We start from the raw sequence: 26,140 nt of genomic DNA, 5'->3' as shown, positions 1-26,140 counted from the left end.
TTCATGCAGCAGGCAACTGAATTAAAAAAGCAGCTTCAATCCATCCACAGAAAAAGTTATCCCGCCTACAAATCTCTGAAAGGCAGTTACCAGTTTGGGCATTATATCCTTTCCATCGATCATGTACAGGGAGATCCTTTTGCATCTCCCTCACACATCAGTGTCCATATTTCCCGCAAAGATGCCGGTTTTCCGGATGCCTACAGCAAAAACAATCTCACATGTATCACCCTTGCCGACCATCTGACGCGCCAGTTTGAACAGCAGATAAACCACTATTCCTTCCGTGCAAAAGGTTCTGGTAAAAGCGGTCTGATTTCCGTCAGCCACTGTGGACAGGAAATCCTTTCCAGAACCGCATGTGAAATCACATCCGAAGGCATCACTGCCAGATTTTTTATTGGTTTTCCTGCAAATGGCCGTACCATTAATGCACCCGAACTGGAAAAGATTCTGTTCGATTTTCTTCCTGCCTGTGTAGAAAACACTTTCTTTTACAAAAACATAAATCAGAAAGAACTGGAACAAACCATTTTTCTCGCCGAAGATCAACAGGCAATCCGGGAACAGTTGAAAGAAAAAAAACTGGTGGCATTTGTTGCAGATGGTGCTATACTCCCACGGGAAAGTGGTATTTCCTCCCGTCCGATGAAGCATTCTGTCCCGTTTATTTCTCCGGAATCGCTCCGTATAACTATGAATCTTCCGCATAAGGGAAAAATTATCGGAATGGGAATTCCACAGGGCATCACCCTGATCGTCGGCGGTGGATATCATGGCAAATCCACTCTTCTGAATGCCCTGGAACTTGGTGTATACAATCATATTGCCGGAGACGGGCGAGAATACGTGATCACGGATGCCACCGCATTAAAGCTCCGTTCCGAGGATGGACGTTCTATCAAAGACGTGGATATTTCTCTGTTTATCAATGATCTGCCAAACCAAAAAAACACCCATTGTTTTTCAACAGCGGATGCCAGTGGAAGTACGTCTCAGGCTGCCGGCATTATTGAGGGAATGGAAGCCGGAAGCAAAGTTTTTCTTCTGGATGAAGATACTTCTGCCACCAACTTTATGGTGCGGGATACGTTCATGCAGGAAATCATCTCCCGTGAAAAGGAACCGATCACTCCATTTCTCGAACGGGCACAGAAGCTGTATACAATTGCCGGAATTTCTACGCTTCTGGTTGCCGGAAGTTCCGGTGCATTTTTCCACATTGCAGACACAATTATCCAGATGGACTGCTATCGTCCTGTGGATATCACACGCAAAGTCAAAGAAATCTGTGGAAAATATCCTCTGAGTCCAGCCAAAGTTCCTGCATTTGTTATGCCTGACAGTCACAGGATCATACAAAAAAATACTCCTGTGATTCGCTCACATGGACATGGCACAGGCAAACCGGATCGTCTCAAAATAAAAGTTCATGGAAAAGCTGGATTCCTGCTTGGAAGACAGGAAGTAGACCTTCGCTACGTTGAGCAGCTCATAGATCCAGAACAGACCGCAGCCCTCGGATTGCTCCTGAAATATGCGTTGGAGCATCTGGCTGACGGGAAAAAAACTATCCCGGAGATTGTTGATTATCTTCAGAAACAGATTCATACAAAAGGCCTTATCGCCTTCGCTGATGGTTCTTACCTGCCATGTGGATATACCATCCCGAGAATCCAGGAAACCTACTCCTGTTTTAATCGATATCGCCAATAACGAAAGCAGCCGCCCTCCTGACGTTCTTGCCAGGTGGCGGCTGTTTAGTGTTCTGTTTTATTTTTTAGGGAAAGGAAAGAGTTCCGGCAACTCTCCCGGCATTGAAGTGCTACCGGATTTCTTAAAGGGGGTTTCCTTTAAGACAAGTACATCATACAATATAAATGTGAGGAGTTTTTGTCCTTTTTCTAATATATTTCTAAAATTTCTAAAATAAATATTTATATTTGTTGAATAAACTTTATTCTTCGTGATTACAATCTTCTGTCAAATATCTTTTTATGCTTTTCGCTTATCCAGCTTCCTGGAGAGCATCATGCCAAGTCCCTGCAGGATCTGCACAAGCACTACCAGAATTACAATCGTTATGATCATGATGTCTGTCTGATAGCGGTAATATCCATAACGAATAGCGATATCTCCAAGTCCGCCACCACCAACAGTTCCTGCCATAGCGGAATAACCAAGAATTGTTCCGACGGCGATTGTTACTCCGACAAGAAGAGAAGTTCTTGCTTCTGCAAGAAGAACTTTCCAGATGATCGTCGGTGTTCCTGCGCCCATGCTGACTGCTGCCTCGAGTACTCCCAGTTCCACTTCTTTCAGCGAAGATTCCACCATACGGGCAATGAACGGAGCCGCTGCAATCACAAGCGGTACGATCGTTGCACTGGAGCCATAGCTCTGTCCCACGATCAGTTTGGTAAGTGGAATCACAAGAATCAGGAGAATCAAAAACGGAATACTTCTGAAAATATTCGTGAGCACATCCAGTACTTTGTAAACAACTGCATTCGGATGAATCCCCTCTTTGTCTGTTACTGCAAGAAGAATTCCCAGCGGAAGTCCCAGCACATATCCGAAAAATGTGGATACAAGCGTCATATACAAAGTATCTCTGGTTCCTTCCAGCAGCATTGTAATTGTTGTATTATCCCACATCAGACTTCAACTCCTCTACTCCCATATTTGTATCTTTCAGATACTGAATCATCTTATCTGCAACTTCCTCGATCTCGGGAAGCTGCAGGATCATTTCACCTTCTGCTGCTCCACCAATATTCTTGGTATCAGCATACAGAATATTGACCGGCGTCCGATAGGTCAATACCAGATTGGCAATGACCGGTTCAAAAGAAGATTTATCCCGGAAAGTTACACGAACCAGACGTTTGCCTTCCATTTTCTGAATCTGCGTTCTTCCACTGAATACCAGTCGGCGTGCCGCTTCTGTCTTTGGGCTTATGAACAGTTCTTCTACTGTTCCGGATTCTACCAGTGTTCCGCTCTCCAGAACAGCTACACGATTGCAGATTTCCTGTACCACACTCATTTCATGTGTGATAACTACGACAGTGATTCCATAATCACGGTTAATCTCTTTGATCAGTTCCAGAATTGCTTTTGTTGTCTGTGGATCCAGTGCACTGGTTGCCTCGTCACAGAGCAGGATTTTCGGATCACTTGCCAGAACTCGTGCAATTGCAACACGCTGTTTCTGACCACCAGAAAGCTGTGATGGATAAGAAAGAGCTTTTTCTTCCAGTCCTACTACTTTCAGATATTCCAGGGCTTTTTTACGTGCTTCTTTCTTACTGATTCCCGCAATTTCCATCGGAAAACACACATTATCAAGAGCAGTTCTCTGCATGAGCAGATTAAAATGCTGGAAGATCATTCCTATATTCTGACGCTCCTTACGGAGTTCTTTTTCAGAAAGTTTCGTAAGATTCTTACCATTCACCCGGACAGTTCCGGATGTTGGTCTTTCCAATAGATTCAGACATCGCACCAGTGTACTTTTACCCGCTCCGGAGAGACCGATAATGCCGAAAATCTCTCCCTTTTCTATGGAAAAACTGATGTTTCTGGCCGCCTCTACCGTCCCGTTTTTTGTGGAAAAGCTTTTACAGAGGTTTTCTACCTGTATCATCGGTTCCATTTAAACTGTTCCCCCGTTCCCTTGAAATATCTGTGTTACAACTTATTCATCAATACTCCCAGCCGTATTATTCTGCAGCTTCTTCTGTAGTCTCTGTTTCTGTGTCTGTAGTAACATCTGCTGTTTCTTCTTTATCAGCATCTGCATCTGCGGAATCTTCAAAAGGTATAACTGCTCCGTCATACTTCTCATTAATAAAGTCTTTGATCTCATCGGATTTCAAAGTATCTACCAGTGCTTTGATTGCTTCACTCTCTTCATTTCCTTCTTTGACCGCGATTACATTTACATATGTTTTTGCTGCTTCAGAATCAGATGTCTCATAAGCGATAGAATCTTTAGATACGGAATATCCTGCCTGCAGAGCATAGTTTCCATTCAGCACGACAAATGCGACTTCATCCTTAACACGGGAAACCTGTGCAGCTTCCAGTTCTTCGATCTTGATATTCTTCGGATTTTCTTCAATATCTTTCACAGTTGCTTCCAGTCCGGCTCCGTCTTTCAGTGTAATCACACCGTTATCCTGGAGAAGAAGAAGTGCTCTCGCTTCGTTTGTCGTATCGTTTGGAACTGCAATGGTATCACCATCTTCCAGTTCATCCAGTGATTTCTTTGTTCCAGGATAAATTCCAAATGGTTCATAATGGATACCACCTGCATTTACCAGATGTGTTCCCTGCTCTTCATTGAAATTGTCCAGGTATGGGATATGCTGGAAATAGTTTGCATCAAAATCACCGCTTTCTACTACCAGGTTCGGCTGTACATAATCGTCAAATACAGTTACTTCAAGGTCCCAGCCTTCTTTTTCAAGGATTGGTTTTGCTTCTTCAAGGATTTCTGCATGTGGTGTAGCGGATGCTGCTACTTTAATGGTTCCTTTTTCTGCATCAGCGCTTACCAGAACGCCGTTTGCTGTGATTGCTCCGATTGCCAGTGCTGCTGCAAGTGATACTGTGATAATTTTTGTGTTTTTCATAATAAATTCCCTCTCTTTTCTCGTTCTATTTAAATTTTCTTATATTTTGTTTTATTTTTCTCTATTCAATTGTATTCTATATTCAGTTGTAAATTCGGATTACCTGTCAGATAAGCTTAAAAAGGCAATAAAAAAAACAGGAACCCATGTCGGATTTTCCTGTTCATGTAATCTACATTATATCTGATCGATACATTTATATTCACATTCTTGACATCTTATTCAGACTGCATTACTCTGATCCGCTGATGCCACAGGAAGTTTCCGATACATTAAAGCACAGTTAGACATACACATGTACATTCGCATTTCCTTATCCATCATACACATGACATTTCTCTGTTCTGCATTCTTTGTAAACATGATTCTTCCTCCTTGATAGTTTTCTCTCGGTTTTGTTTTCCTATCTTTCCGATAGGTTTAATATACTACTACTTTTTGGATATGTCAACACCTTTTTCAACTTTTTGTTTTCAGCAGTTTTTCCATGCCTGACATTACTGTGCATACGTTCACAGTAACTGCTTGACACTATTTTTCTATAATGATAGGATACTCTTAAATGGCTGGTTACCAAGTATCAGTCATACTATAGTAAACAATATGAATCAACAGATAACAGGAGAAATATATATGCAGAAAAAAGCAATCATCGCCATGAGCGGCGGAGTTGACTCCAGCGTAGCAGCCTACCTGATGGTTAAGGAGGGCTACGACTGTGCCGGTGCGACTCTGAAGCTTTATGATAATCCACAGTGCAGTTTCCCGGGACACCGTGCCTGCTGCACCCCATCTGATACTGAAGATGCCAGAAGCGTTGCCGCACGACTTGGAATGCTCTATTACGTCTTCCCAATGCATGATGAATTCCGTCACAGCGTCATTGACAAATTTGCCGATACTTATCTGCACGGTGGCACACCGAACCCGTGTATTGACTGTAACCGTTTTCTGAAATTCTCTGCCCTTCTCGACAAAGCAAGAGAACTTGGCTGTGAATACATCGCAAGCGGACACTATGCACGTCGTGAACAGGATCCGGAAACAGGACGTTTTATTCTGAAAAAGGGCCTCGATCCGACAAAAGATCAGAGCTATGTTCTCTACGCCATGACGCAGGATCAGCTGGCGCATACATTGTTTCCACTTGGCAGCTACACCAAAAAAGAGATTCGTCACATTGCCCAGAAACAGGGCTTTATCAATGCAGATAAACCGGACAGTCAGGATATCTGCTTCGTACCGGACGGAGATTATGCTTCCTTTATTGAACAGTATACCGGACAGTCTTCGGAACCCGGTGATTTCGTAGATAAAGAGGGCAACGTACTCGGCAAACACAAAGGTCAGATTCACTATACAATCGGTCAGCGCCGCGGTCTTGGAATTTCTGCACCGGAATCCCTCTATGTATGTGGCAAATCCCTGGATTCCAACAAGGTTATCCTTGGCGGCAAACAGGATCTGATGAGCACCTGCTGTTACATCAACGACATTAACCTGATTCCATGGGATCATCTGGACAAGCCGATCAAATGCAAAGTCAAGACACGCTACCGTCAGCCGGAACAGCCTGCAACTGTAGAACAGCTTGGTGATGATCTGCTCAAGATCACATTCGAAGAACCACAGAGAGCAGTTACTCCGGGACAGGCTGCTGTTCTCTATGATGGAGACATGGTTCTCGGTGGAGGAACGATTCTTCCAGAAGGACTTGCCTCTACAAAATGATATAACGCAAAACACCTCACAGGTTTTATCCTGTGAAGTGTTTTTTTCATACGCGCCTTATTATCCCATCTGTACGATTACATGATATTCTTTTTTACCATCAACCAGCGGAATCTGATTTCCGGCAATTTTTTCTCCATCCACTTCAATCCAACTGACACCTTTTTGTACACCCTCTGGTTTGTGAATCTCAATATGATATTCAGCATTTCTGAAACGACGATCCACTTTAAAATCACCAAACTTACCCGGGAGACACGGATCTACAATAAGTCCGTCATAATCCGGCTGAATTCCCAGCAATGCCTGAGACAGGTTTACAAAAGTCCATGCTGCTGTTCCTGTCAGCCAGCTGTTCTTCGCTTCCCCAAATCTCGGTGCATCTGCACCTGCAACCATCTGTGAATATACATAAGGTTCTGTTCGATGTATCTCACTGATCTCCTCAATATACGATGGACATATCTTACGATAAATTTCAAAAGCTCGGTCTCCTCTTCCGATCACAGTCTCTGCAATAGAGATCCACGGATTATTATGGCAGAAGATACCGGCATTTTCTTTGTATCCCGGTGGGTAGGAAGTAATTTCCCCAAGTTCCAGATGATATCTCGTGTATGCCGGCTGAAGAATCATGACTCCATACTTTGTTTCCAGACGCTCATGTACAGAATCCAATGCTTTTTCTGCCAGTCCCTCTTCTTTTCCAATACCTGCCATAACACAAAAGCCCTGCGGTTCAATAAAGATTTTTCCTTCCTCACACTCTTTTGATCCAACTTTTTCGGACTGCGCATCATATGCACGAAGGAACCATTCTCCATCCCATCCTGCATCCAGAACTGCCTGATACATCTCATCGACTGCTTTTTCTGCCTCTGCTGCCAGTTCTTCATGACCTGTACGTCTGCAGAGCTCTTCAAACTCTTTTCCATATTTTACAAACATACCTGCAATAAATACAGATTCCGCTACCGGTCCCTCAGACGGTCCGGTCGTCTGGAAAGATTCTCCCGGTTCACTGGAAAAACAGTTCAGATTCAGACAATCATTCCAGTCTGCCCTTCCGATCAGAGGAAGTTTATGCGGTCCAAGATGTGTTACTGTATAATGGAAAGATTTGTCCAGATGTTCAAACAGCGGAACCGCTGAACCTTTCTTACAATCAAACGGTACCTGTTCTTCAAGAATTCCATAATCTCCGGTTTCTTTGATATATGCAGCCACTGCTGCGATCAACCATAATGGATCATCATTAAATCCGCTTCCAACATCCAGATTTCCCTGTTTCGTCAATGGCTGATACTGATGATAGGCACTTCCATCCGGGAACTGTGTGGACGCGATATCAATAATCCTCTCTCTTGCACGCTCAGGAATCAGATGTACAAATCCCAGAAGATCCTGACAGGAATCACGGAATCCCATACCACGGCCTGTTCCAGACTCATAATAGGATGCAGATCTGGACATATTGAACGTAACCATACACTGGTACTGATTCCAGATATTTGCCATACGGTCGATGTGTTCATTTTCACTGGATACTGCAAAACGTGCCAGCAGATTCTCCCAGTAATCATTCAGTTTTGCAAAAGCCGCCATAGCCTTATCCATTGTATTAAAGCGTTCGATCAGGGCTTTTGCCGGTGTCTTATTGATGATTCCCGGTGCTTCCCATTTATCATCTGCCGGGTTCTCACAATATCCCAGCACAAATACAAATTCTTTTTCTTCACCTGGTACCAGTTTGATATCGATCTGATGTGCTGCGATCGGATACCATCCACTTGCTATGGAATTGCTGCATTTTTTCTTACGTACAGCTTCCGGAAAAGCATTTCCATTACCAGCGCCGAGAAAAGCATCTCTGCTTGTATCAAAATTGTGAACCGGAGTATTAACAGTAAAGAAGCTGTAATGTCTTCTTCTTTCTCTGTATTCTGTTTTATGATAAATTGTGCTTCCCTGCACTTCCACTTCGCCGATACTTAAGTTTCTCTGGAAGTTGGATCCGTCATCAACTGCATTCCACAAACAGAATTCCACATACGAAAACAGAGAGATATTTTTTTCGGAATCAGAATTATTCTTCAGCTTCAGGCAGTTAATCTCACAGGCTGCATCCGATGGTACAAATGCCAGAAGATCTGCTTCCAGTTTATTCTTAGAAGAATGGAAACGACTGTAGCCCAATCCATGGCGACATTCATATGTATCTGTCTCTGTCATGGATGGCATGGTTCCCGGGTTCCAGATCACACCATCATCATTAATGTAATAGTACTTTCCGTTAGAATCTACCGGAATATTATTGTAACGGTATCTCGTGATTCGCATCAGTTTCGCATCTTTATAAAAACTGTATCCACCACAGGTATTGGAGATCAGTGAGAAAAAGTCATTACTTCCCAGATAATTGATCCATGGCAATGGTGTATGTGGTGTAGTGATTACATATTCTTTGGCTTTGTCGTCAAAATATCCATATTTCATTGAAGGACCTCCTTGAAAGAGAAAACAATTAAATTACTAAATATTAAAATATATAAATACGGGTAAGCGATCACGAATTAAAGACTGAAAACAGATTTGCGAAAACGAATAAGTTTAGAATTTTCACAGATATAATATAGATTAGATTGGATTTCCCTCAGTATAATTCAGTTTATCCAAAAAATCAACTATATTTTTACTCGTTAAAATATTGCCCAATTGCAGTTCCTGTTTTCGCGAAACCTTAGCGAAAATTTTCGTTAAAACATAGTGCATTTTTTGTGAAATTGATAAATTATTATAAATTCTTTTTTATGCAACAGGGATAAATTATGCAAATATTACAAAAAGGTCTTGAAAATTGTCCGAAAACAATGTACGATGAGCTTGCGAAAACGATTTAGGAACAAAAAAACAGAAAAGGCTGGACATGTATATGGTATCCATGAAAGACATTGCAAAACAGTGCAACGTATCAGTTGCAAGTGTCAGCAAAGCTCTGAATGGTTATCCGGATATCAGCGAAGAAACCCGGCAGCTTATTTTAAAAACTGCATCAGAAATGGGATATCTTCCAAATTCTTCAGCAAGAGCATTAAAAACCAAACGAAGTTACAATCTTGGCGTACTCTTTGTAGACGAAGCCATGAGTGGTCTTACTCATGATTACTTCAATCATGTACTCGAAAGTTTTAAGCGAACTGCTGAATCCAAAGGATACGATATCACTTTCACCAGTGGTAATCTCTCCGGACAGCGTCTCAATTATTATGAACACTGTCGTTACAGAGGAGTCGATGGAGTTGTGATCGCCTGTATCAACTTTTTTACCGAAGAAGTTCAACGGCTGGTACAATCCGAGATTCCAGTGGTCACGATTGATCATGTATTCGATGGAAGAATTGCTGTTGTTTCCAACAACATTCAGGGAATGGAAGATCTCGTCTCCTATATTCTGAAACGGGGGCACAGAAAGATCGCCTATATTCACGGAGAAGATTCCTCCGTTACGCGAAGCCGACTCGGAAGTTTTTACAGAACTCTCCAGAAAAAACGGATTGATGTACCTGATGAATATATGCCGGTCATCCCCTATCGCGATGCGGAAGCGGCAGCGATGGCAACTTCAGAACTTCTTGATCTGAAAGATCCACCCACCTGCATTCTATATCCGGATGATTTTTCTGCTCTGGGCGGTATCAACGAGATCCATGAACGTGGGCTCCGGATACCGGACGATATCTCCATTGCAGGATATGACGGACTCACTTTTGCACGCATCCTGGAGCCCCGGCTGACAACTCTGTGTCAGGACACAGAAACAATCGGACGGCTTGCCGCACAGAAACTGATTGATCTGATTGAGAATCCCAAAACTACGATCATCGATAAGTTCACCGTAGATGGAACACTCTTCCCAGGAGCATCAGTCAGAAATCTGGCAAAATAGGAAATTAAATATGGAAAGAATATAAAACAAAAACTATTTATCACAGGGAGGTAACAACATGAAGAGAAAGATTATGGCAGTCACATTAACAGCAGCTATGCTTGCAGGTCTGGCAGCAGTTCCGGTATGGGCAGATGACACAGGTTCCGATGAAGGTAAAGTTTTAAACATTTACTGCTGGAATGAAGAATTCAAATCCCGTCTGACCGATCATTACCCGGGATACGAAGAAGTAGATGGAACCCATGGCAAGATCGGTGATGTAGATGTTGTATGGAACATCACTCCATCTGATGACAATGCATATCAGAATAACCTGGACGAAACACTTCTGAAACAGGCTGATGCATCAGCAGATGACAAGATTGATCTCTTCCTGGTAGAAGCTGACTACGCACTGAAATATGTAAATACCGATTACACAATGCCGGTAGCAGATCTCGGAATCACAGAAGACGAAGTTGCTGATCAGTATCAGTATACAAAAGATGTTATGACAGATGCTGATGGAAATCTGAAAGGTCTTTCCTGGCAGGGCTGCCCTGGAACCATGATCTACAGAAGAGATATCGCCAAAGAAGTATTCGGAACAGATGATCCGGCAGAAGTTCAGAAGAAAGTTGCTGACTGGGATACCTTCAAAGCAACAGCTGAAGAACTGAAAGAAAAAGGTTATCAGATGACCTCTACTGTAAACGACAGTTACCGTGTATTCTCCAACAACGTATCTACTCCGTGGGTAGTTGATGGAAAGATCACAGTTGATGACAACATCAAGAACTGGGTTGATATGTCCAAGGAAATGGTTGACGCAGGTGAAACTGCTACATACGAACTTTGGAGTGATGACTGGAGCAAAGGCTTCTTCAAAGACAGTAACGTATTTGCATACTTCGGACCAGCATGGTTCATCGACTTCTCTATGAGTGCTGATCAGGATGGTTCTGTTGGTAAAGACGGCGGCTGGGCTGCAACAGAAGGACCACAGGGCTTCTACTGGGGCGGAACATGGATCACAGCAGCTACAGGAACAGATAACCCGACACTGGTTGCTGATATCATGAGAACTATGACAACTAACGTTGACGTTATGAAAGAAATCGTTACAGCTGATAATGACTTCATAAACAACAAACCAGCTATGGAAGAAATGGCAGCAGACGAAAGCTACGGCGATGCTGTTCTTGGCGGACAGAACCCACTGGCAATGTTCTGTGCCGGTGCAGACAAGATCGACCTCAGCAATATGAGCATCTACGATCAGGGCTGCAACGAAGAATTCCAGAACGCTATGAAGAACTACTTTGAAGGCAACGCAACATATGATGAAGCTCTCGACCTGTTCTACAAAGCAGTTGTAGAAAAATATCCAGAACTTTCTTACTAATCAAAACAGACAGATTCTGTTGAATAATTATTGAGTAAAAAGATGTGCCTGCCTGACCATCAGGCAGGCACATCTTTCGATTATGGAGGAAGATAATGGCAAAGAATAATAACCATAAAGCGGTCAGCTATAACAAATGGGGATATATCTTCCTGATACCGTTTGTAGTAGTATATCTCATATTCCAGCTCATTCCGCTTATTAGTACAGTTTATAACAGCTTCTTTGAAAACTACAGATCTGGATTGACGCAGATTGGACCGAACTTTGTAGGCTTTGCCAATTATGTCAAACTCTTCGAGGGTGGAGAGATCTGGATCTATTTTAAAAACACTATGATCATGTGGGTTATGGGATTTGTTCCTCAGATCCTGGTCTCTCTGCTCCTTGCAGCATGGTTCTCCAATCCGAGTCTTCGACTTAAAGGTCAGAGATTTTTTAAGACCGTAATTTACCTTCCAAACCTGATCATGGCATCTGCTTTTGCAATGTTGTTCTTTACATTATTTGCAGACGGCGGCCCGATCAATGCAATGCTGATACAGGCAGGAATACTGAAACAGGCTTACTCCTTCTTCAGTCATGCCTGGAGTGCCAGAACGCTTGTTGCAGTCCTGAACTTCCTTATGTGGTTTGGTAATACGACAATCCTTCTTATGGCCGGCATGATGGGTATTGATCCATCACTTTATGAGGCAGCCGAAGTAGATGGAGCCACTGCTTCGCAGATTTTCAGAAAGATCACTCTTCCGCTTCTTCGTCCGATTCTGATCTATGTTATGATCACATCTCTGATCGGTGGTATGCAGATGTTCGATGTACCTCAGATCCTGACAAACGGAACCGGTGATCCAATGCGTTCCACTATGACACTGATCATGTATCTGAACAAGCATCTGTTCAGCAAGAACTATGGAATGGGCGGTGCATTATCCGTATTCCTGTTCATCATTACTGGCGTGCTCAGTCTGATTGTATTCCGCTTTAACAAGACGAATGACGGGAGGTGAGAAGGATGAATGAAAAAGACCAAAAAACCCAAAAAGGAATGAGCATGAAAGGTCAGCGTACTCTTGCTTATATAGTACTGATCATTATCTCCTTCTTCTGCCTGTTCTGGTTTTATGTACTGTTTATCAATGCGACCAGATCAAACGGTGCACTGAAAAAAGGTTTCACAGCGATCCCTGGTGGATTTCTTATCAAAAACTGGAAGAGCCTGCTTGCCGGAACACTTCCGGTATGGAATGGTATGTTCAACAGTATTTTCATTGCTACCTGTTCTGCTGTTTTATGTACCTATTTCTCCACCATGACTGCATATGCCATCCACGCATATGATTTTAAAGGCAAAAAATTTATGTTCACTTTTATCCTTGCAGTCATGATGATTCCTACGCAGGTAACTGCACTCGGTTTCCTGCAGCTGCTTGGTAAGATGCATCTGGACGATTCCTTTATTCCACTGATCGTTCCGAGTATCGCAGCTCCGGTTACTTTCTTCTATATGAAACAGTATATGGAAAGCAACCTTCCTCTGGAACTTGTAGAAGCGGCTCGTATTGACGGTTCCGGTGAATTCAAAACCTTTAATCGAATCGTGTTCCCGCTTATGAAACCGGCCATCGCAGTTCAGGCCATCTTCACATTCGTACAGAGCTGGAATAACTATTTTATCCCTGCACTGGTACTTCATTCGGACAAGAAGAAAACACTTCCGGTACTGATTGCACAGCTTCGTAGCGCAGACTTCCTGAAGTTCGATATGGGACAGGTTTATGTAATGATTGCATTCTCCATTTTCCCGGTTATCATCGTTTACATCCTTCTTTCCAAATTTATCGTAGAAGGTGTTTCTGCAGGTGCTGTCAAAGGTTAAACACCTATTGCTGACATGTTTTTGGACACGTTAACTATAGTGTCTATTGCACACAAAAATACTTTGTGTTTAAATGAGAAGTAGATAAAATACAGACGGTCAATGTATTTTTTCCGTCTGTATTTTTTGTATATTCTTATATATTGAAGGGATGACAAATGACAGCAAAAACTTCTCGTATTATTATAAAAACATTCGTTAGAACTGCCTTAAAAGATGCTGATGAATCACCAGAACGTTGTACCAGAAATCTTGTGGATATGGCTCTTCATTTTTCCAAGGGGCGTTTTCAGCAGGAGTTTTTTGAAATGGCAAGAACTATGCTGAATAACGACAACAGTCCCTACTATCCACTTATAGAAGATACTCTCCGACATATGGACAAGGAAAAACTGATCGAATTTGGCATGAATCTTGGATATAACGGCTGCACACAGGGGGCACATATCGTCCGTAAGATCAAGCGAACCGAAAATATCAATGTCCCGTGGCTTTTTTTCTTAAATATTGATTCTTCCTACGCAGATCTGCACTCCCGTTATCAGGCCATCTTTGATCAGGGTAAAGAACTTGGAATCTATGTTTATTGTCTTTACACTGATGGAGATCCGGAAAAACTTCTTCCTCTTATAGAGCATAATCCGGACTGTGCTATGATTCTGTTATGTAATTCTGCCGCTGTAACAGAAGACTTTGCAAAAGCTGCAGAATCTCTGAATAATATGCTGATCGGAGTTGCATATGATGACAATACAGATACTGCCTGCCTTGTACTACGAGATCACCGTCTTCTGTATTCCATCTATCGGATGTATACAGATACTGAAAGCGATGAGATCCTGTCCGGTTCCTATGCCCGCTTCGCTGAAGAAATGCATTGCCCGTTTGTCGCAGTCCTTGCCGATCCCGGTTGCAGCGCATCCGTCAGAGAAAATGTCTACAAGGCAGTGGTTGGTGCCCGTGTTGCCCAGAAATACCGTACCATTCCTATTGATCTGTTTTATGATATCGAACGGATTGGAAATATTATTTCACCACCTTCAAGCATAATTGGTTTTAAACCAGATGGAAGCATCTACAATATTGGCAGCGATGGAAATCCTCTGGAGCACAATATTTTTAATGAATCTCTCAGAGATATCCTGAAGGAATCATTCTCGATAGATCAGGAATCATAAGAAAAAAGCAGTCTCACAAAAGATTACCATGATATTTTCCGGTAAATCCTGTGAAACTGCTTTTTATTATTCGTTCTCCATTCTTTCCTGCGTTATTGCAACAACCTTGATGCAGGATTTCATCATATTCACAAATTCTTTTGGCGGCATCGGTTCTTTCTGCGAGATCCATCGGCCAAATGCACAGATTACTGCATCACAGAAAAAATTCACATAAAATTCCGCATCTGTTTTTTCTCCAAGAATTTCACGGATATCTTCTTCCATAAGGGGACTCACAATATCCCTGAAATGATTAATAAAAGAATTCTGATCTTCTACTTTCATTACCTTCCTGTAAAAATCTTTATTTTCATAAAAATAATCACAAAGATGAAGTACACTGTCCCATCCGATCAGATTTTCTCCAATCTGCACATGACTCAGATATTCCACATCATAAATCCAGTTCACCAGATCAAATTTGTCTTTGAAATGATAATAGAAACTTTTTCGGTTCATATTACATTTTGCACAGATATCTGAAACAGTAATCTTTGCAAAAGGTGTCGTTTCCATCAATTCCTTCAGTGCTGATGCAAGTGCACTTTTTGTAATATTGGAATCAGCCAACTTCCTTTCCTCCCCTTTTATCTATCCACTATCAATTAAGTCAGGTTACATATCTGCTGCAAACAATGCCGCTCCCAGTGCACCGCAAAGCTGAGATTTTGGACTGATCACCAGACTGGTGCCAAGTCTTTCTTCAAGAGTCTTTACAAGACCTTTGTTCTGCGCTACACCACCAGTCATCATATATGCTTCCTCTCCACCCACACGTTTAACCAGAGATGCAGTTTTGGCCGCAACTGCTTTATTCAATCCATGTACGATATCATCTGTATGTTTATTCTGAGCAATCAGCGAAACCACCTCTGATTCTGCAAAAACCGTACACATACTGGAAATTGTAATGTCTTCCTGATAGGAAAGTCCCACCTGGCTCAGTTCATCCAAGCTCATTTCCATTGTCTTCGCCATCATCTCCAGGAATCTTCCTGTACCTGCCGCACATTTATCATTCATAACAAAATTCTTCACAGATCCATCTTCGTTCAGTCGAATCACTTTGCTGTCCTGACCTCCGATGTCCACAACTGTACGTACACGCGGATCCAGAAAATGAGCACCCCTTGCATGACACGTAATCTCTGTGATACTCTTATCTCCATCAGAGATTGCAGTTCTTCCATAACCGGTAGTTACCACTGCATCCAGATCCTCTCGATTTAACTTTGCCTGTTTCAGTGCTTCCTCAAGCGCTCGCTCCGCACCATTGGCTGCCCCTGCCCCTGTTGGCATGATCACGCTGGAAATGATTTCTCTGTTTTTATCCAGGATCACCACATCTGTACTTGTTGATCCACTATCGATCCCGGCATAGTATCCTTTTCCCATGACTTTCTCCTTTTTTGTCTCATCCTGAATCCCAAGGCTTTCTGCAAATGCCTCCAGCCTGGTACTCAACTGTCCACTGCTCTGCAGTGTAAAATCCGACTCAATCTTGAGCAATGGAACATCTGTATGTCCCTTAATATCTGCATATTCAAAACTGTAAAAATCACAGAATTTAACCGTATGATAAATGATTCCTTTCAGGCTTGGATCCTGATACAATACTTTACGACCTGCATGATCCATCATTCGCATACACGGTATCTGGTGAAGCAGTTCTCCTGCATACCATTCCATCAGTGTGTCAAAATCCATTTCCTCTGTCGGTAAATTTTCACCAACAGAACGATTATATACACAGGTCTCATTCACAACAGGAAAAGGCATGGCAGCCTCTGTCATTTGAAATAATTCCTGTCCCATACGTGCGCCCAAAACAGCAAGATGAGGCTTTTGTATTCTCTCTTTCGGCTGAAATGCTTCAAGAAAAACCTTCTTATCAAAAGATTTTTCTTTATATGCCCCATAAGTCTCTGCAAGTTCCTTTAACTGGGCTGCAGTACGCTCCCGACTGCATTCTATATCACAGTGAAGCATATCGATCATATACAGAAAATCCATCTGTCCGCTATCTTTTAGTATATCATAAACACTACGAATTGTATCGCAGCAATTTACAAGTACCAGTTCTTTAATATTTCCCGCCAGTACTTCTTCCAGAACCGATTTGCCAAATCCACAGATATTAGGATGTGCCACCTGCTCTGCCCTGTCAAAACTTTCCGGCATTTCATTCAATATTTCACAGTCTCCACCCAGCGCCCTCAGAAGTTCTACTGGTGTATACTTACATACATAATATGTCTTACTCATGATCAAAATCCCCCAGCATTTCCAGGAAGGCTCCCAATCTGGTCGATGTCTGGCCTTCTCCTCCATGACTACGGTCACAACCATCCCCATCCAGGATCAGCATAGGTATACCAGCTTCCTCAAATCGCTTTTTGGCAATTCTTGAACCGCCAAGGGTATGTTTGCAACCCCAGTGATTAAACCAGACTGCACCATCTGCGCCTGCCTGTTTCGCATGATGGATACCTGCCTCAATTCGACGTGAGATTGGTCCATTAAGCGCATGATATACCAGTCGCATCGCCATTTCTTCGTATGGGTCTTCAGAATGAACGGACAGATCCGCAACCTGAGACAGTTCACACCCTACGATCTGTGCACTGTCATTCAGAAGGAGCGCTTCTTTCACTGCATCAGACCAAAATGGAATGGTATGCATCCAGTAAATGTGTTTTCCTTTTTTAGGCGGTGCATTCTTTATATCTTTAAGTAATTTCTCTGTATATAACTTTTCTTCTTCCGTACCAAGAAGGATGTTATTGGTCATCCCACTATACAGTGGCGATACCAAATCAGAAGGAATAAAACGATCTGCCCTTGCACTTTGAAATTTTTCGAATTCTTCCAGTGTTTCCCGACCTCTCGCAACTCTCTCAGCCAGCAGATCTTCATCAATTAATCTACCTGTCGTTTGTTCAAGAAATCTCTTTAAAGCCCTCAGCTGTGCCGCTACATAAGCTACATTTGACGCTGTCTGTCTGGATGGCACATCAATCGAAAAGACCGGCACATGATAAAATTCTGCCAATCTGTGAAAAGTAAGAAGATTTGCATCGCATGCAAGGTTCGTATATACAATGCATTTCGGTTTTGGCAGAAGCCCTTTCTCTGCTGCTCCAATAAACGTTTTGTGATAACTGCAGAGAGTCTCTGAAAGCCCTGAGTCTTCTGCATTCTGAAGAAATGCACGCTCTGCCTGAGATGCAGTCAGATAACAAGAAAAGCTTTCCACATTATATGGATATAATCCTGCCTCCTGTATCAGCTCACATGGAGTGAATACACTTACCAAAACAGAACTTTCCGGATGTTTTAATGGCTGCAGCATGACATTCATCATTAACTTTGCAAGATATTGATCTGATGGATTCATTCGCTTCGATGGTGCCACGGTAAATTTCAGGTTTTCTGCCTCCCAGCCTGTTTTCAGAAGCCAACGTGCTCTTTCCGGGTGTCCCTCACACCATTTTTCCACATAATTTCCAAATGTCTTTATTACGTCCAATTTTGGTCTGACCGCCTTTCGATGTCTTTCATCACAGTATATAGCAAAATATTACGGAATACAAGAAAAAAAGTCTGAAGTTGTTAACAAATTATCATTCTTAAATTCTCACATTTTTCACATTTTTACCAAAACAAAAAGTCCCAAACCCTGCAAAAACAAGAGTTTGAGACTTTCTAATCGTGCCGCAGACCGGAATCGAACCGTTTTAAGCAATCACAAATACTGATAGAAAGGGGCTTTGAGGACTTCATCACGGTTGCGGTGTTCAAAAAGTGTTCAAACGTTTGTCGCATACAAACTAAAAAGTTGTTACTTTCTGCATAGTGTATTTCCTAAAATGATAATTACTACGACATCAACCAAAATAATCCCCAATGCAATATATACAAAAAATGCAGGCAAAATATTTTCAAGCAAGCCCATTGTCAATGCAAGAATTGCTATAATAGACATTCCAATTCCTATTGTTCTGCATAACTTCTTTTCATCATATTTTTCCTTTTCTTCTTTTGAAGCCGTATTATATCCGGAAATAAACCAACTCCCGTGTCCAGAAAGTAAAATAATAGAAAATACAGCAAATATCACAAAGACAATCCACACTATCCAATCAGGACCTGTTGCTAAATCTACTAATTTCATTTATAAGCACCTCCTTAAATACCGATTTGTCTGTTTCATGTTATACACAGTATAATTCCATTTTATAAAATATTCAATTAAAAAGGTATGCGAATATTTTTTATTTCCGCATACCCATTTATCACTTTATTCTTTTACATATCGAATTAACTCACCAATTTCACATTCAAAATAGTTGCATAGTTTACAGATTAAATTTGCGTCCAGTCTTTGAAATTCATTTCTGCAATATCTATTGAAATTTGACCTTGGGATATCGAGTTCCTTACAAATCATATTCTTACTGATACCTTTTTCTTGTAACAGTTCTTCTATTCTTAATTCTAAATGTCCATAATTCATGTTCCGCACCTCTACATAAAGTATATTTATTAAATCTTTATGTAGTAATTCACTATATAGTGAGGTACTATACAGTCAGTCCCTTGTTAATAACACAAAAGAGGTATGTACATGAAAAAGAAAATCATAGCAACAATCACAATGCTCTGTTTACTGACCGTTCTCTATAATTATCTCAGACTGCCGGACTATCATATTACTAACAGCATATCCTTTAGCAGTGCAGATACCAGAGATACTGAATTGACTGTAATTGTTTACAAATGTTGGAAAATTGATGGATTAATCAAAGACATTGAAAATGAACATAACAAAATCAATGGTACGCCTACCACCTTGGAAATCAAGCTCTATTATCCAACTTATTACTTGCACAATAATAGCAAACCATTCCGAACTACAACCATTGAATATAATAAAAAAGAATAGCACTCTATTACTGCTTTTGAAGTAGTATCGGCTATTCCCTCTCCTTATATTCTTTTGTTCGTATTTTCGCAAACTAACGTTCCGCAAGGATGCCCAGTGCGACGGTTCCTAACAGGGCGGCGGGTCGACTGGGCAAGTGGTCGGCTGAGAAGCATTTTCTACTCAACGACATATTTAACGTTTGATTCTCTCCGTCCCTCATATTTCTCCTGTGCCAACAGTTTATCAAGAAATTCTGACACTTCTTCCATGTCTTCACTGTCTATCAAATCCAGTTTTATCAATACATCAAGGTCTGTCTGATTCTTCGGTTGTATTGAGATCGGCTGAGATGTATCCACAACCACTTTCAACTGTTTTGTCTTATTTGCTGTTTCAATATCCGTAGTTAATCCCATAACGTGGCTTTTACTCACGCCGAATATCTGTGATAATTTTTCCCATATAGATTCATCTCTCGGTGTTCCGTTTCCATTTTCATAGTTCGTAAGCATACTTTGTGAAATGCCTAATTCTTTTGCAAGTTCCGCAACGGTTATATTCTTTTCTTTCCGCAATTCTTTTATTTTATTCATAGCAAACCTCCTTTATAAGCACATTATATTTCATCAAATTTTCTCTGTCAATCTTTTTATCGGATATTCAGATATTTTCTATTGACATTCTGCAATGCTTGTTTTATCATAAGATTATCTTAATATCTGATAATCAGATATCTATAAGGAGGTGAAACGATGATTAGAGGAAATGACTTTATTTTAAATCCAGACAAACTGCAAGAGGAATTTCAGTTAGTAGAAGTTTCTGACTGGGTAGACTTTTCTACAAAAGAAAAATTAGGATTCTACTATACAGTTCTTCTTCCAAAATTAAAGTTTGAAAAAGTCAAAGTAGGCATTAAAGCTAACACAGCGATTGTTACCAACGAAGAACTTGAACAAAAAGGGCAGATTCCAGTCTCATTTGATGGATTACATACTTGGGCTAGTCTCTATAATGGACGTCTTTCTGTCAAAGCAGAAGCTTCCAATATCAGAAAAGTGGGAATGAAATAATTTCCCTACTATGTCAGCCAGTCAGTGCCGGACAACGTCATAGGTGCTGAACTGGCTGACCTCTATACTTGATATATAAAACAACATCTTCCGAAAACAATCGGAACATTCATTACAAAAATTGGGATATGAGGTGAGATTCGTGAGCAAAACAAAAGAGTGTTTTGCATACAATACGAAAATCATTGAAACTCCTACTACAAAAGAAGTATATATTTACGAAAACCCTATTTTTATTCACTCGAAAGAAAAGGCAGATTTAACAGACACAAGTAACCGAAAAAAATTTGATGAAATGTCAGCTCATAAGCAATATGACAGTTTAAAACGCAAGCAGAAGCATTACGAACAGGCTCGTTGGGATATTGCCCGTATTGTTGACTGCAACTTTGATAACAAAACAAAATTTGTAACGCTGACATTTAAAGAAAACATTCAGGAAATCCTGATAACTAACCGAGAATTTAAGTATTTTATCCAGCGATTAAATTATTATTTGTACCATACCAAAACCCAGTTATTAAAATACCTTGCAACGTGGGAGAAACAGAAGCGTGGAGCAATCCATTATCATGTTATTTTCTTTGATTTTCTGTATATAGCAAAAGAAAAATTACAGAATTTATGGTCACATGGATTTATTAAAATCAATCGCATTGATGTAGACAGCAAAGAAAACAGAGGTCGTTATCTTAGCAAGTATTTTGGAAAAGACCTTGATTTGAAAGAACATAAGAAAAAAGCCTTTTTTAAATCTCAAAATCTGAAAGTTCCACACGAAACAAAAGTCATGCTGACCGAAGACATTTTACATGACTTACAAAAAGAAAATATCGTCTTTCAGAAAGAATACACAAGGCAAATTTACGATACCAACGCTTTCTTATCTACTGGTTCATGCTTAAAGGACAGCAGTGTTATCTACATCAAAATAAAAAAAGAAAATCCTTGCGTAAAGGGGGAATCTTATGGATAATCCCGTTACGTTTTCAGATATAACATTATTGAATACGTTAGCCACCTGTGCTAACATGACCACAGATGAAGTCTTCAAAGATTTTAAAATTATGGCAAATAAAAAAATCTTGAAGAATCACAAATATGAAATTTATTACTCGGAATCAGAAAAAAGCTGGCGTACTTATTTACCCGATGAAACCAAACCTAACAAACGCCGTCCTGTTAAGAGGAAGAGTAAAGAGAACCTTGAAAAAGAAATCATCAGATTTTATATCGAAAAGCAGAAAGCTGAAAACCGTCAGAATGTCACACTAGAAGAATTATATGCTGAATGGCTTTTGTATAAAAGAGATTATACTTCCGTAAAAGCAAAAACAATTCAAGAATATGTATCTGAATGGAATAGATTTTTCAAAGATACAGAACTTGTTAAAATGAAGATAGGCGAAATCAAACCAATCACGCTTATCCGCTTTTTCAGAGAAGCTACAAAAGACCGACAGTTCACGCACAAGCGAGTCAGTAATGCCCGTTCTGTTTTGAATGGAATAATGAGTTATGCGATCGAAGAAGAAATTATATCACATAATCCTGTCTCTGATGTGAATTTCAAACAGTTTACCTATAAGCCAGTAGAAGTACAAAGTGACAATGTATTTTCCCGTGATGATACGCATAAGTTATTAAATTATCTTCGGTGTATCATAGAGCCATATTCTCTTGCAATACAGTTATCTTTCTATCTGTTTATCCGTGTTGGAGAAACAAAAGCTATCCGTTGGGAAGATATTGACTACAATAACAGGCTTGTATATTTTCACAGACAGGCGACCTGTGAACGTACATTGAATGATGATTTAACATTCTCAAGCCGAAAAGTAAAAGTAGTAAATCAAATGAAAGGAAATACTTCTCATGGATTCCGTAAACAGTTCCTTACAGACGAAGCACTTAAAATTCTTCACAAAGCAAAGGAATTAAATCCAAATGGAATATATGTCTTTGAACCCAACGGCGAGATTATGACAACAGACAGCTTTAATCGCCGTTTGAAGAAATATTGCAAAGAAGCCGGTGTTCCTTATCATTCCAGTCATAAAATCCGCTTTTACAATGCTTCAACAGCTTTTGACGGAAATAATCTTACAACCCTTAGTTATTTAATGGGACATAGTGAGACAGCTACAACATTGCATTACTTGCGGAATGTCAATAAGCGGAAGAATGACAGGCTTGCTTTTCAGAATCTTGGTATTTCATCATAAAGTGTTCAAAGGTGTTCAAACATTTTAAAACAAAAAAATAAGAGAAACGCTGTAAATTCAACGTTTCTCCCATTTTTAACTAATGCCGCAGACCGGAATCGAACCGGTACGGGTATCACTACCCACGGGATTTTAAGTCCCGGGCGTCTGCCAGTTCCGCCACTGCGGCATATTAAATTGAAAAAATGGGGCCTATAGGGCTCGAACCTATGACCCTCTGCTTGTAAGGCAGATGCTCTCCCAGCTGAGCTAAGACCCCATAAACGACCCAGATGAGACTCGAACTCACGACCTCCGCCGTGACAGGGCGGCACTCTAACCAACTGAGCCACTGGGCCAAAAAATAATGAAATGGACCTTCGGGGACTCGAACCCAGGACCGACCGGTTATGAGCCGGTTGCTCTAACCAACTGAGCTAAAGGTCCAAAAAGCCGATGATCGGACTCGAACCGATAACCTGCTGATTACAAATCAGCTGCTCTGCCAATTGAGCCACATCGGCATATAACTAACTTAGATGTATTATACACCAAATGTCGTAATCAAGCCATACCAAAAATCACATTTTTTATTTTTTAATGACTCCAAGGGGATTTGAACCCCTGTTACCGCCGTGAAAGGGCGGTGTCTTAACCGCTTGACCATGGAGCCAGGTATAAAAAACTCCCCCTGTTGGACTCGAACCAACGACACTGCGGTTAACAGCCGCATGCTCTACCGACTGAGCTAAGGAGGATTATTAGAAAGTGTATCACACCTTCAAAACTACATACATGTTGACAACCAACCGAATCAATTATGACCATGCTTTCTTGGTCAAGCCCTCACCCTATTAGTAGCAGTCAGCTCCATGTGTTACCACACTTCCACCTCTGCCCTATCGACCTCGTCGTCTTCAAGGGGGTTTACTCCTTTCGGATGGGATATCTCATCTTGAGGGGGGCTTCACGCTTAGATGCCTTCAGCGTTTATCCCTTCCGGGCTTGGCTACCCGGCTATAGACTTGGCAGTCTAACCGGTGCACCAGCGGCCCGTCCATCCCGGTCCTCTCGTACTAAGGACAGCTCCTCTCAGATATCCTACGCCCACGCCGGATAGGGACCGAACTGTCTCACGACGTTCTGAACCCAGCTCGCGTACCGCTTTAATGGGCGAACAGCCCAACCCTTGGGACCTACTACAGCCCCAGGATGCGATGAGCCGACATCGAGGTGCCAAACCACTCCGTCGATGTGAACTCTTGGGAGTGATAAGCCTGTTATCCCCAGGGTAGCTTTTATCCGTTGAGCGATGGCATTCCCACTTAATACCACCGGATCACTAAGCCCTACTTTCGTACCTGCTCCACCCGTCGGTGTCGCAGTCAAGCTCCCTTCTGCCTTTGCACTCTTTGGATGGTTTCCGTCCATCCTGAGGGAACCTTTGGGCGCCTCCGATACCCTTTCGGAGGCGACCGCCCCAGTCAAACTCCCCGTCTGGCATTGTCCCACCGCCGGGTCACGGCGGCTGGTTAGAAACCCAATACTGCAAGGGTGGTATCCCAACAGCGGCTCCTCGGCAACTGGCGTTACCGATTCTCAGCCTCCCACCTATCCTGTACATGCAGTACCGGATCCCAGTACCAAACTGGAGTAAAGCTCCATGGGGTCTTTCCGTCCTGGCGCAGGTAACCAGCATCTTCACTGGTACTTCAATTTCACCGGATGCATTGTCGAGACAGCGCTCAAATCATTACGCCTTTCGTGCGGGTCGGAACTTACCCGACAAGGAATTTCGCTACCTTAGGACCGTTATAGTTACGGCCGCCGTTTACTGGGGCTTAAATTCAAAGCTTCGCTTGCGCTAACCTCTCCTCTTAACCTTCCAGCACCGGGCAGGCGTCAGCCCATATACCTCACCTTTCGGTTTCGCATAGACCTGTGTTTTTGCTAAACAGTTGCTTGAGCCTATTCTCTGCGGCCTGCTCTCGCAGGCACCCCTTCTCCCGAAGTTACGGGGTCATTTTGCCGAGTTCCTTGACAATGCTTCTTCCGCCGGCCTTAGGATTCTCTCCTCATCCACCTGTGTCGGTTTACGGTACGGGTATGGTATGAACAATAGCGGCTTTTCTTGACGCACAGCTCACGGACTTCATTACTAAACTTCACTCCGCATCACGTCTTCCCATTGCCGCACGGTTTTTCCAATGCGGCTGGTACCTCGCTTGCACCGGGATCCCATTCCCGGCTTCCGCTCTCTGCACGTGTCCCCACAGTTCTGTCATATCATAGTACAGGAATCTCCACCTGTTGTCCATCGGCTACGACTCTCGTCCTCACCTTAGGCCCCGACTTACCCAGGGCAGATCAGCTTTACCCTGGAAACCTTGGATATTCGGCCTAGAGGATTCTCACCTCTATCTCGCTACTCATTCCGGCATTCTCTCTTCCATGCAGTCCACAGCTCCTTACGGTACTGCTTCGTCCCGCATGCAATGCTCCTCTACCGATCCTTTCGGATCCCTTAGTTTCGGTGGTGCGTTTCAGCCCCGGACATTTTCGGCGCAGGACCTCTCGACCAGTGAGCTATTACGCACTCTTTGAATGAATGGCTGCTTCTGAGCCAACATCCTGGTTGTCTTCGAAATCCCACATCCTTTTCCACTTAACGCACACTTTGGGACCTTAACTGAAGGTCTGGGCTCTTTCCCTTTTGACTGCCCAACTTATCTCGTGCAGTCTGACTCCTGGTAAGCAATTACACGGCATTCGGAGTTTGATATTCTTCGGTAGGCTTTGACGCCCCCTAGGAAATTCAGTGCTCTACCTCCGCAAATCTCTACCAAGGCTAGCCCTAAAGCTATTTCGAGGAGAACCAGCTATCTCCGGGTTCGATTGGAATTTCTCCCCTATCCACACCTCATCCCCACCCTTTTCAACGGATGTGGGTTCGGTCCTCCACTGCCTCTTACGGCAGCTTCAACCTGGACATGGATAGATCACCCGGTTTCGGGTCTGCCCCCACTGACTCTGGCCCTCTTAAGACTTGGTTTCCCTACGGCTCCGCACCTCCGGTGCTTAACCTTGCCAGTGAGCGCAACTCGCCGGACCGTTCTACAAAAAGTACGCGGTC

At 42.2% G+C, this 26,140-nt stretch carries 22 protein-coding genes, 7 tRNA genes and 1 rRNA gene (1 of these 30 cut by a window edge); 11 read left to right on the top strand and 19 right to left on the bottom strand.

Features of this window, described 5'->3' with window-relative positions; genetic code table 11:
• Positions 1-3 precede the first annotated feature (3 nt).
• Positions 4-1,716, top strand: coding sequence for an ABC-ATPase domain-containing protein (locus tag NQ503_RS02590; RefSeq protein ID WP_005424103.1), 1,713 nt, complete (start codon positions 4-6; stop codon positions 1,714-1,716).
• Between the two features lie 279 nt (positions 1,717-1,995).
• Here NQ503_RS02590 and NQ503_RS02585 read toward each other — a convergent pair whose 3' ends face one another.
• The 4 genes from NQ503_RS02585 to NQ503_RS02570 all read right to left on the bottom strand — a co-directional run bounded on the left by NQ503_RS02585 (position 1,996) and on the right by NQ503_RS02570 (position 5,003).
• A complete protein-coding gene (locus NQ503_RS02585; RefSeq protein ID WP_005424104.1) occupies positions 1,996-2,658 on the bottom strand; it encodes a methionine ABC transporter permease in 663 nt (220 codons plus the stop codon).
• Positions 2,648-3,658, bottom strand: a complete 1,011-nt coding sequence (locus NQ503_RS02580; protein WP_005424105.1) for a methionine ABC transporter ATP-binding protein — start codon at positions 3,656-3,658, stop codon at positions 2,648-2,650. Before NQ503_RS02580 ends, NQ503_RS02585 begins: the two co-directional genes overlap by 11 nt.
• A 67-nt stretch (positions 3,659-3,725) precedes the next feature.
• Positions 3,726-4,640, bottom strand: a complete 915-nt coding sequence (locus NQ503_RS02575) for a MetQ/NlpA family ABC transporter substrate-binding protein (RefSeq protein WP_005424107.1) — start codon at positions 4,638-4,640, stop codon at positions 3,726-3,728.
• 222 nt (positions 4,641-4,862) lie between these two features.
• On the bottom strand, positions 4,863-5,003 hold the full coding sequence (locus tag NQ503_RS02570) for a hypothetical protein (protein WP_005424109.1): 141 nt from the start codon (positions 5,001-5,003) through the stop codon (positions 4,863-4,865).
• A gap of 270 nt (positions 5,004-5,273) precedes the next feature.
• Between NQ503_RS02570 and mnmA the strand changes: the two genes are divergently transcribed.
• Positions 5,274-6,371 carry a tRNA 2-thiouridine(34) synthase MnmA gene (gene mnmA, locus NQ503_RS02565; RefSeq protein ID WP_044925390.1) on the top strand — a complete coding sequence of 366 codons (1,098 nt, stop codon included), beginning with the start codon at positions 5,274-5,276 and terminating at the stop codon, positions 6,369-6,371.
• Between the two features lie 60 nt (positions 6,372-6,431).
• Here mnmA and NQ503_RS02560 read toward each other — a convergent pair whose 3' ends face one another.
• Entirely contained in the window at positions 6,432-8,867 is a 2,436-nt protein-coding gene (locus NQ503_RS02560) for a glycoside hydrolase family 94 protein (protein ID WP_005424113.1), read from the bottom strand.
• 436 nt (positions 8,868-9,303) lie between these two features.
• Here NQ503_RS02560 and NQ503_RS02555 point away from each other — a divergent pair, with 436 nt between their 5' ends.
• From NQ503_RS02555 to NQ503_RS02535, 5 genes are all read left to right on the top strand, one after another.
• The gene (locus tag NQ503_RS02555) at positions 9,304-10,317 is read left to right on the top strand and encodes a LacI family DNA-binding transcriptional regulator (protein ID WP_044925402.1); all 1,014 of its coding nucleotides are present in this window, start codon (positions 9,304-9,306) and stop codon (positions 10,315-10,317) included.
• 58 nt (positions 10,318-10,375) lie between these two features.
• Positions 10,376-11,704, top strand: a complete 1,329-nt coding sequence (locus tag NQ503_RS02550) for an ABC transporter substrate-binding protein (protein ID WP_005424120.1) — start codon at positions 10,376-10,378, stop codon at positions 11,702-11,704.
• Between the two features lie 95 nt (positions 11,705-11,799).
• Positions 11,800-12,714, top strand: coding sequence for a carbohydrate ABC transporter permease (locus NQ503_RS02545; RefSeq protein ID WP_005424121.1), 915 nt, complete (start codon positions 11,800-11,802; stop codon positions 12,712-12,714).
• A gap of 5 nt (positions 12,715-12,719) precedes the next feature.
• A complete protein-coding gene (locus tag NQ503_RS02540; RefSeq protein ID WP_005424122.1) occupies positions 12,720-13,583 on the top strand; it encodes a carbohydrate ABC transporter permease in 864 nt (287 codons plus the stop codon).
• Between the two features lie 158 nt (positions 13,584-13,741).
• On the top strand, positions 13,742-14,761 hold the full coding sequence (locus NQ503_RS02535; RefSeq protein ID WP_005424123.1) for a hypothetical protein: 1,020 nt from the start codon (positions 13,742-13,744) through the stop codon (positions 14,759-14,761).
• Positions 14,762-14,827: 66 nt separating this feature from the next.
• Here NQ503_RS02535 and dhaS read toward each other — a convergent pair whose 3' ends face one another.
• From dhaS to NQ503_RS02510, 5 genes are all read right to left on the bottom strand, one after another.
• Positions 14,828-15,373 (bottom strand): dihydroxyacetone kinase transcriptional activator DhaS, encoded by a 546-nt coding sequence (gene dhaS, locus NQ503_RS02530; protein WP_044925393.1) that lies wholly within the window; start codon positions 15,371-15,373, stop codon positions 14,828-14,830.
• Between the two features lie 45 nt (positions 15,374-15,418).
• On the bottom strand, positions 15,419-17,068 hold the full coding sequence (locus NQ503_RS02525) for an acyl-CoA dehydratase activase (RefSeq protein WP_005424125.1): 1,650 nt from the start codon (positions 17,066-17,068) through the stop codon (positions 15,419-15,421).
• A complete protein-coding gene (locus NQ503_RS02520; RefSeq protein ID WP_022387973.1) occupies positions 17,061-18,332 on the bottom strand; it encodes a 2-hydroxyacyl-CoA dehydratase subunit D in 1,272 nt (423 codons plus the stop codon). The genes NQ503_RS02525 and NQ503_RS02520 overlap by 8 nt, the downstream gene beginning before the upstream one ends.
• Before the next feature lie 312 nt (positions 18,333-18,644).
• A complete protein-coding gene (locus tag NQ503_RS02515; RefSeq protein ID WP_004845964.1) occupies positions 18,645-18,977 on the bottom strand; it encodes a DUF3784 domain-containing protein in 333 nt (110 codons plus the stop codon).
• Between the two features lie 126 nt (positions 18,978-19,103).
• Positions 19,104-19,319: a helix-turn-helix domain-containing protein gene (locus NQ503_RS02510; RefSeq protein ID WP_004845965.1), complete on the bottom strand. Its 216-nt coding sequence runs from the start codon at positions 19,317-19,319 to the stop codon at positions 19,104-19,106.
• Positions 19,320-19,430: 111 nt separating this feature from the next.
• Here NQ503_RS02510 and NQ503_RS02505 point away from each other — a divergent pair, with 111 nt between their 5' ends.
• Positions 19,431-19,748, top strand: coding sequence for a hypothetical protein (locus NQ503_RS02505; RefSeq protein ID WP_005424128.1), 318 nt, complete (start codon positions 19,431-19,433; stop codon positions 19,746-19,748).
• A gap of 158 nt (positions 19,749-19,906) precedes the next feature.
• On the opposite strand, the gene NQ503_RS02500 is transcribed toward NQ503_RS02505, so the two are convergent.
• On the bottom strand, positions 19,907-20,323 hold the full coding sequence (locus NQ503_RS02500; RefSeq protein WP_005424130.1) for a helix-turn-helix domain-containing protein: 417 nt from the start codon (positions 20,321-20,323) through the stop codon (positions 19,907-19,909).
• Between the two features lie 159 nt (positions 20,324-20,482).
• Between NQ503_RS02500 and NQ503_RS02495 the strand changes: the two genes are divergently transcribed.
• The 3 genes from NQ503_RS02495 to NQ503_RS02485 all read left to right on the top strand — a co-directional run bounded on the left by NQ503_RS02495 (position 20,483) and on the right by NQ503_RS02485 (position 23,028).
• Positions 20,483-20,803: a hypothetical protein gene (locus NQ503_RS02495; protein WP_005330993.1), complete on the top strand. Its 321-nt coding sequence runs from the start codon at positions 20,483-20,485 to the stop codon at positions 20,801-20,803.
• Positions 20,804-20,945: 142 nt separating this feature from the next.
• The gene (locus NQ503_RS02490; RefSeq protein ID WP_009320000.1) at positions 20,946-21,779 is read left to right on the top strand and encodes a rolling circle replication-associated protein; all 834 of its coding nucleotides are present in this window, start codon (positions 20,946-20,948) and stop codon (positions 21,777-21,779) included.
• Positions 21,772-23,028 (top strand): tyrosine-type recombinase/integrase, encoded by a 1,257-nt coding sequence (locus NQ503_RS02485; RefSeq protein WP_005424132.1) that lies wholly within the window; start codon positions 21,772-21,774, stop codon positions 23,026-23,028. The genes NQ503_RS02490 and NQ503_RS02485 overlap by 8 nt, the downstream gene beginning before the upstream one ends.
• Positions 23,029-23,111: 83 nt before the next feature.
• Here the strand turns inward: NQ503_RS02485 and NQ503_RS02480 are convergent.
• From NQ503_RS02480 to NQ503_RS02445, 8 genes are all read right to left on the bottom strand, one after another.
• Positions 23,112-23,197, bottom strand: a tRNA-Leu gene (locus NQ503_RS02480).
• 17 nt (positions 23,198-23,214) lie between these two features.
• A tRNA-Val gene (locus tag NQ503_RS02475) sits at positions 23,215-23,287 on the bottom strand.
• A gap of 5 nt (positions 23,288-23,292) precedes the next feature.
• Positions 23,293-23,366, bottom strand: a tRNA-Asp gene (locus NQ503_RS02470).
• A gap of 14 nt (positions 23,367-23,380) precedes the next feature.
• Positions 23,381-23,454 (bottom strand) — tRNA-Ile (locus NQ503_RS02465).
• Positions 23,455-23,458: 4 nt separating this feature from the next.
• A tRNA-Thr gene (locus NQ503_RS02460) sits at positions 23,459-23,531 on the bottom strand.
• A gap of 77 nt (positions 23,532-23,608) precedes the next feature.
• A tRNA-Glu gene (locus NQ503_RS02455) sits at positions 23,609-23,680 on the bottom strand.
• A 12-nt stretch (positions 23,681-23,692) separates the two neighbouring features.
• Positions 23,693-23,765: transfer RNA gene (locus NQ503_RS02450), tRNA-Asn, on the bottom strand.
• Positions 23,766-23,841: 76 nt separating this feature from the next.
• Positions 23,842-26,140 (bottom strand): 23S ribosomal RNA (locus NQ503_RS02445); it runs 585 nt beyond the window's last position.

The organism is Blautia obeum ATCC 29174 (assembly GCF_025147765.1).
Taxonomy (GTDB): Bacteria; Bacillota; Clostridia; order Lachnospirales; family Lachnospiraceae; genus Blautia_A; species Blautia_A obeum.
The sequence above is the reverse complement of the archived record's forward strand: the minus strand, read 5'-3'. Positions and strand labels throughout refer to the sequence as shown.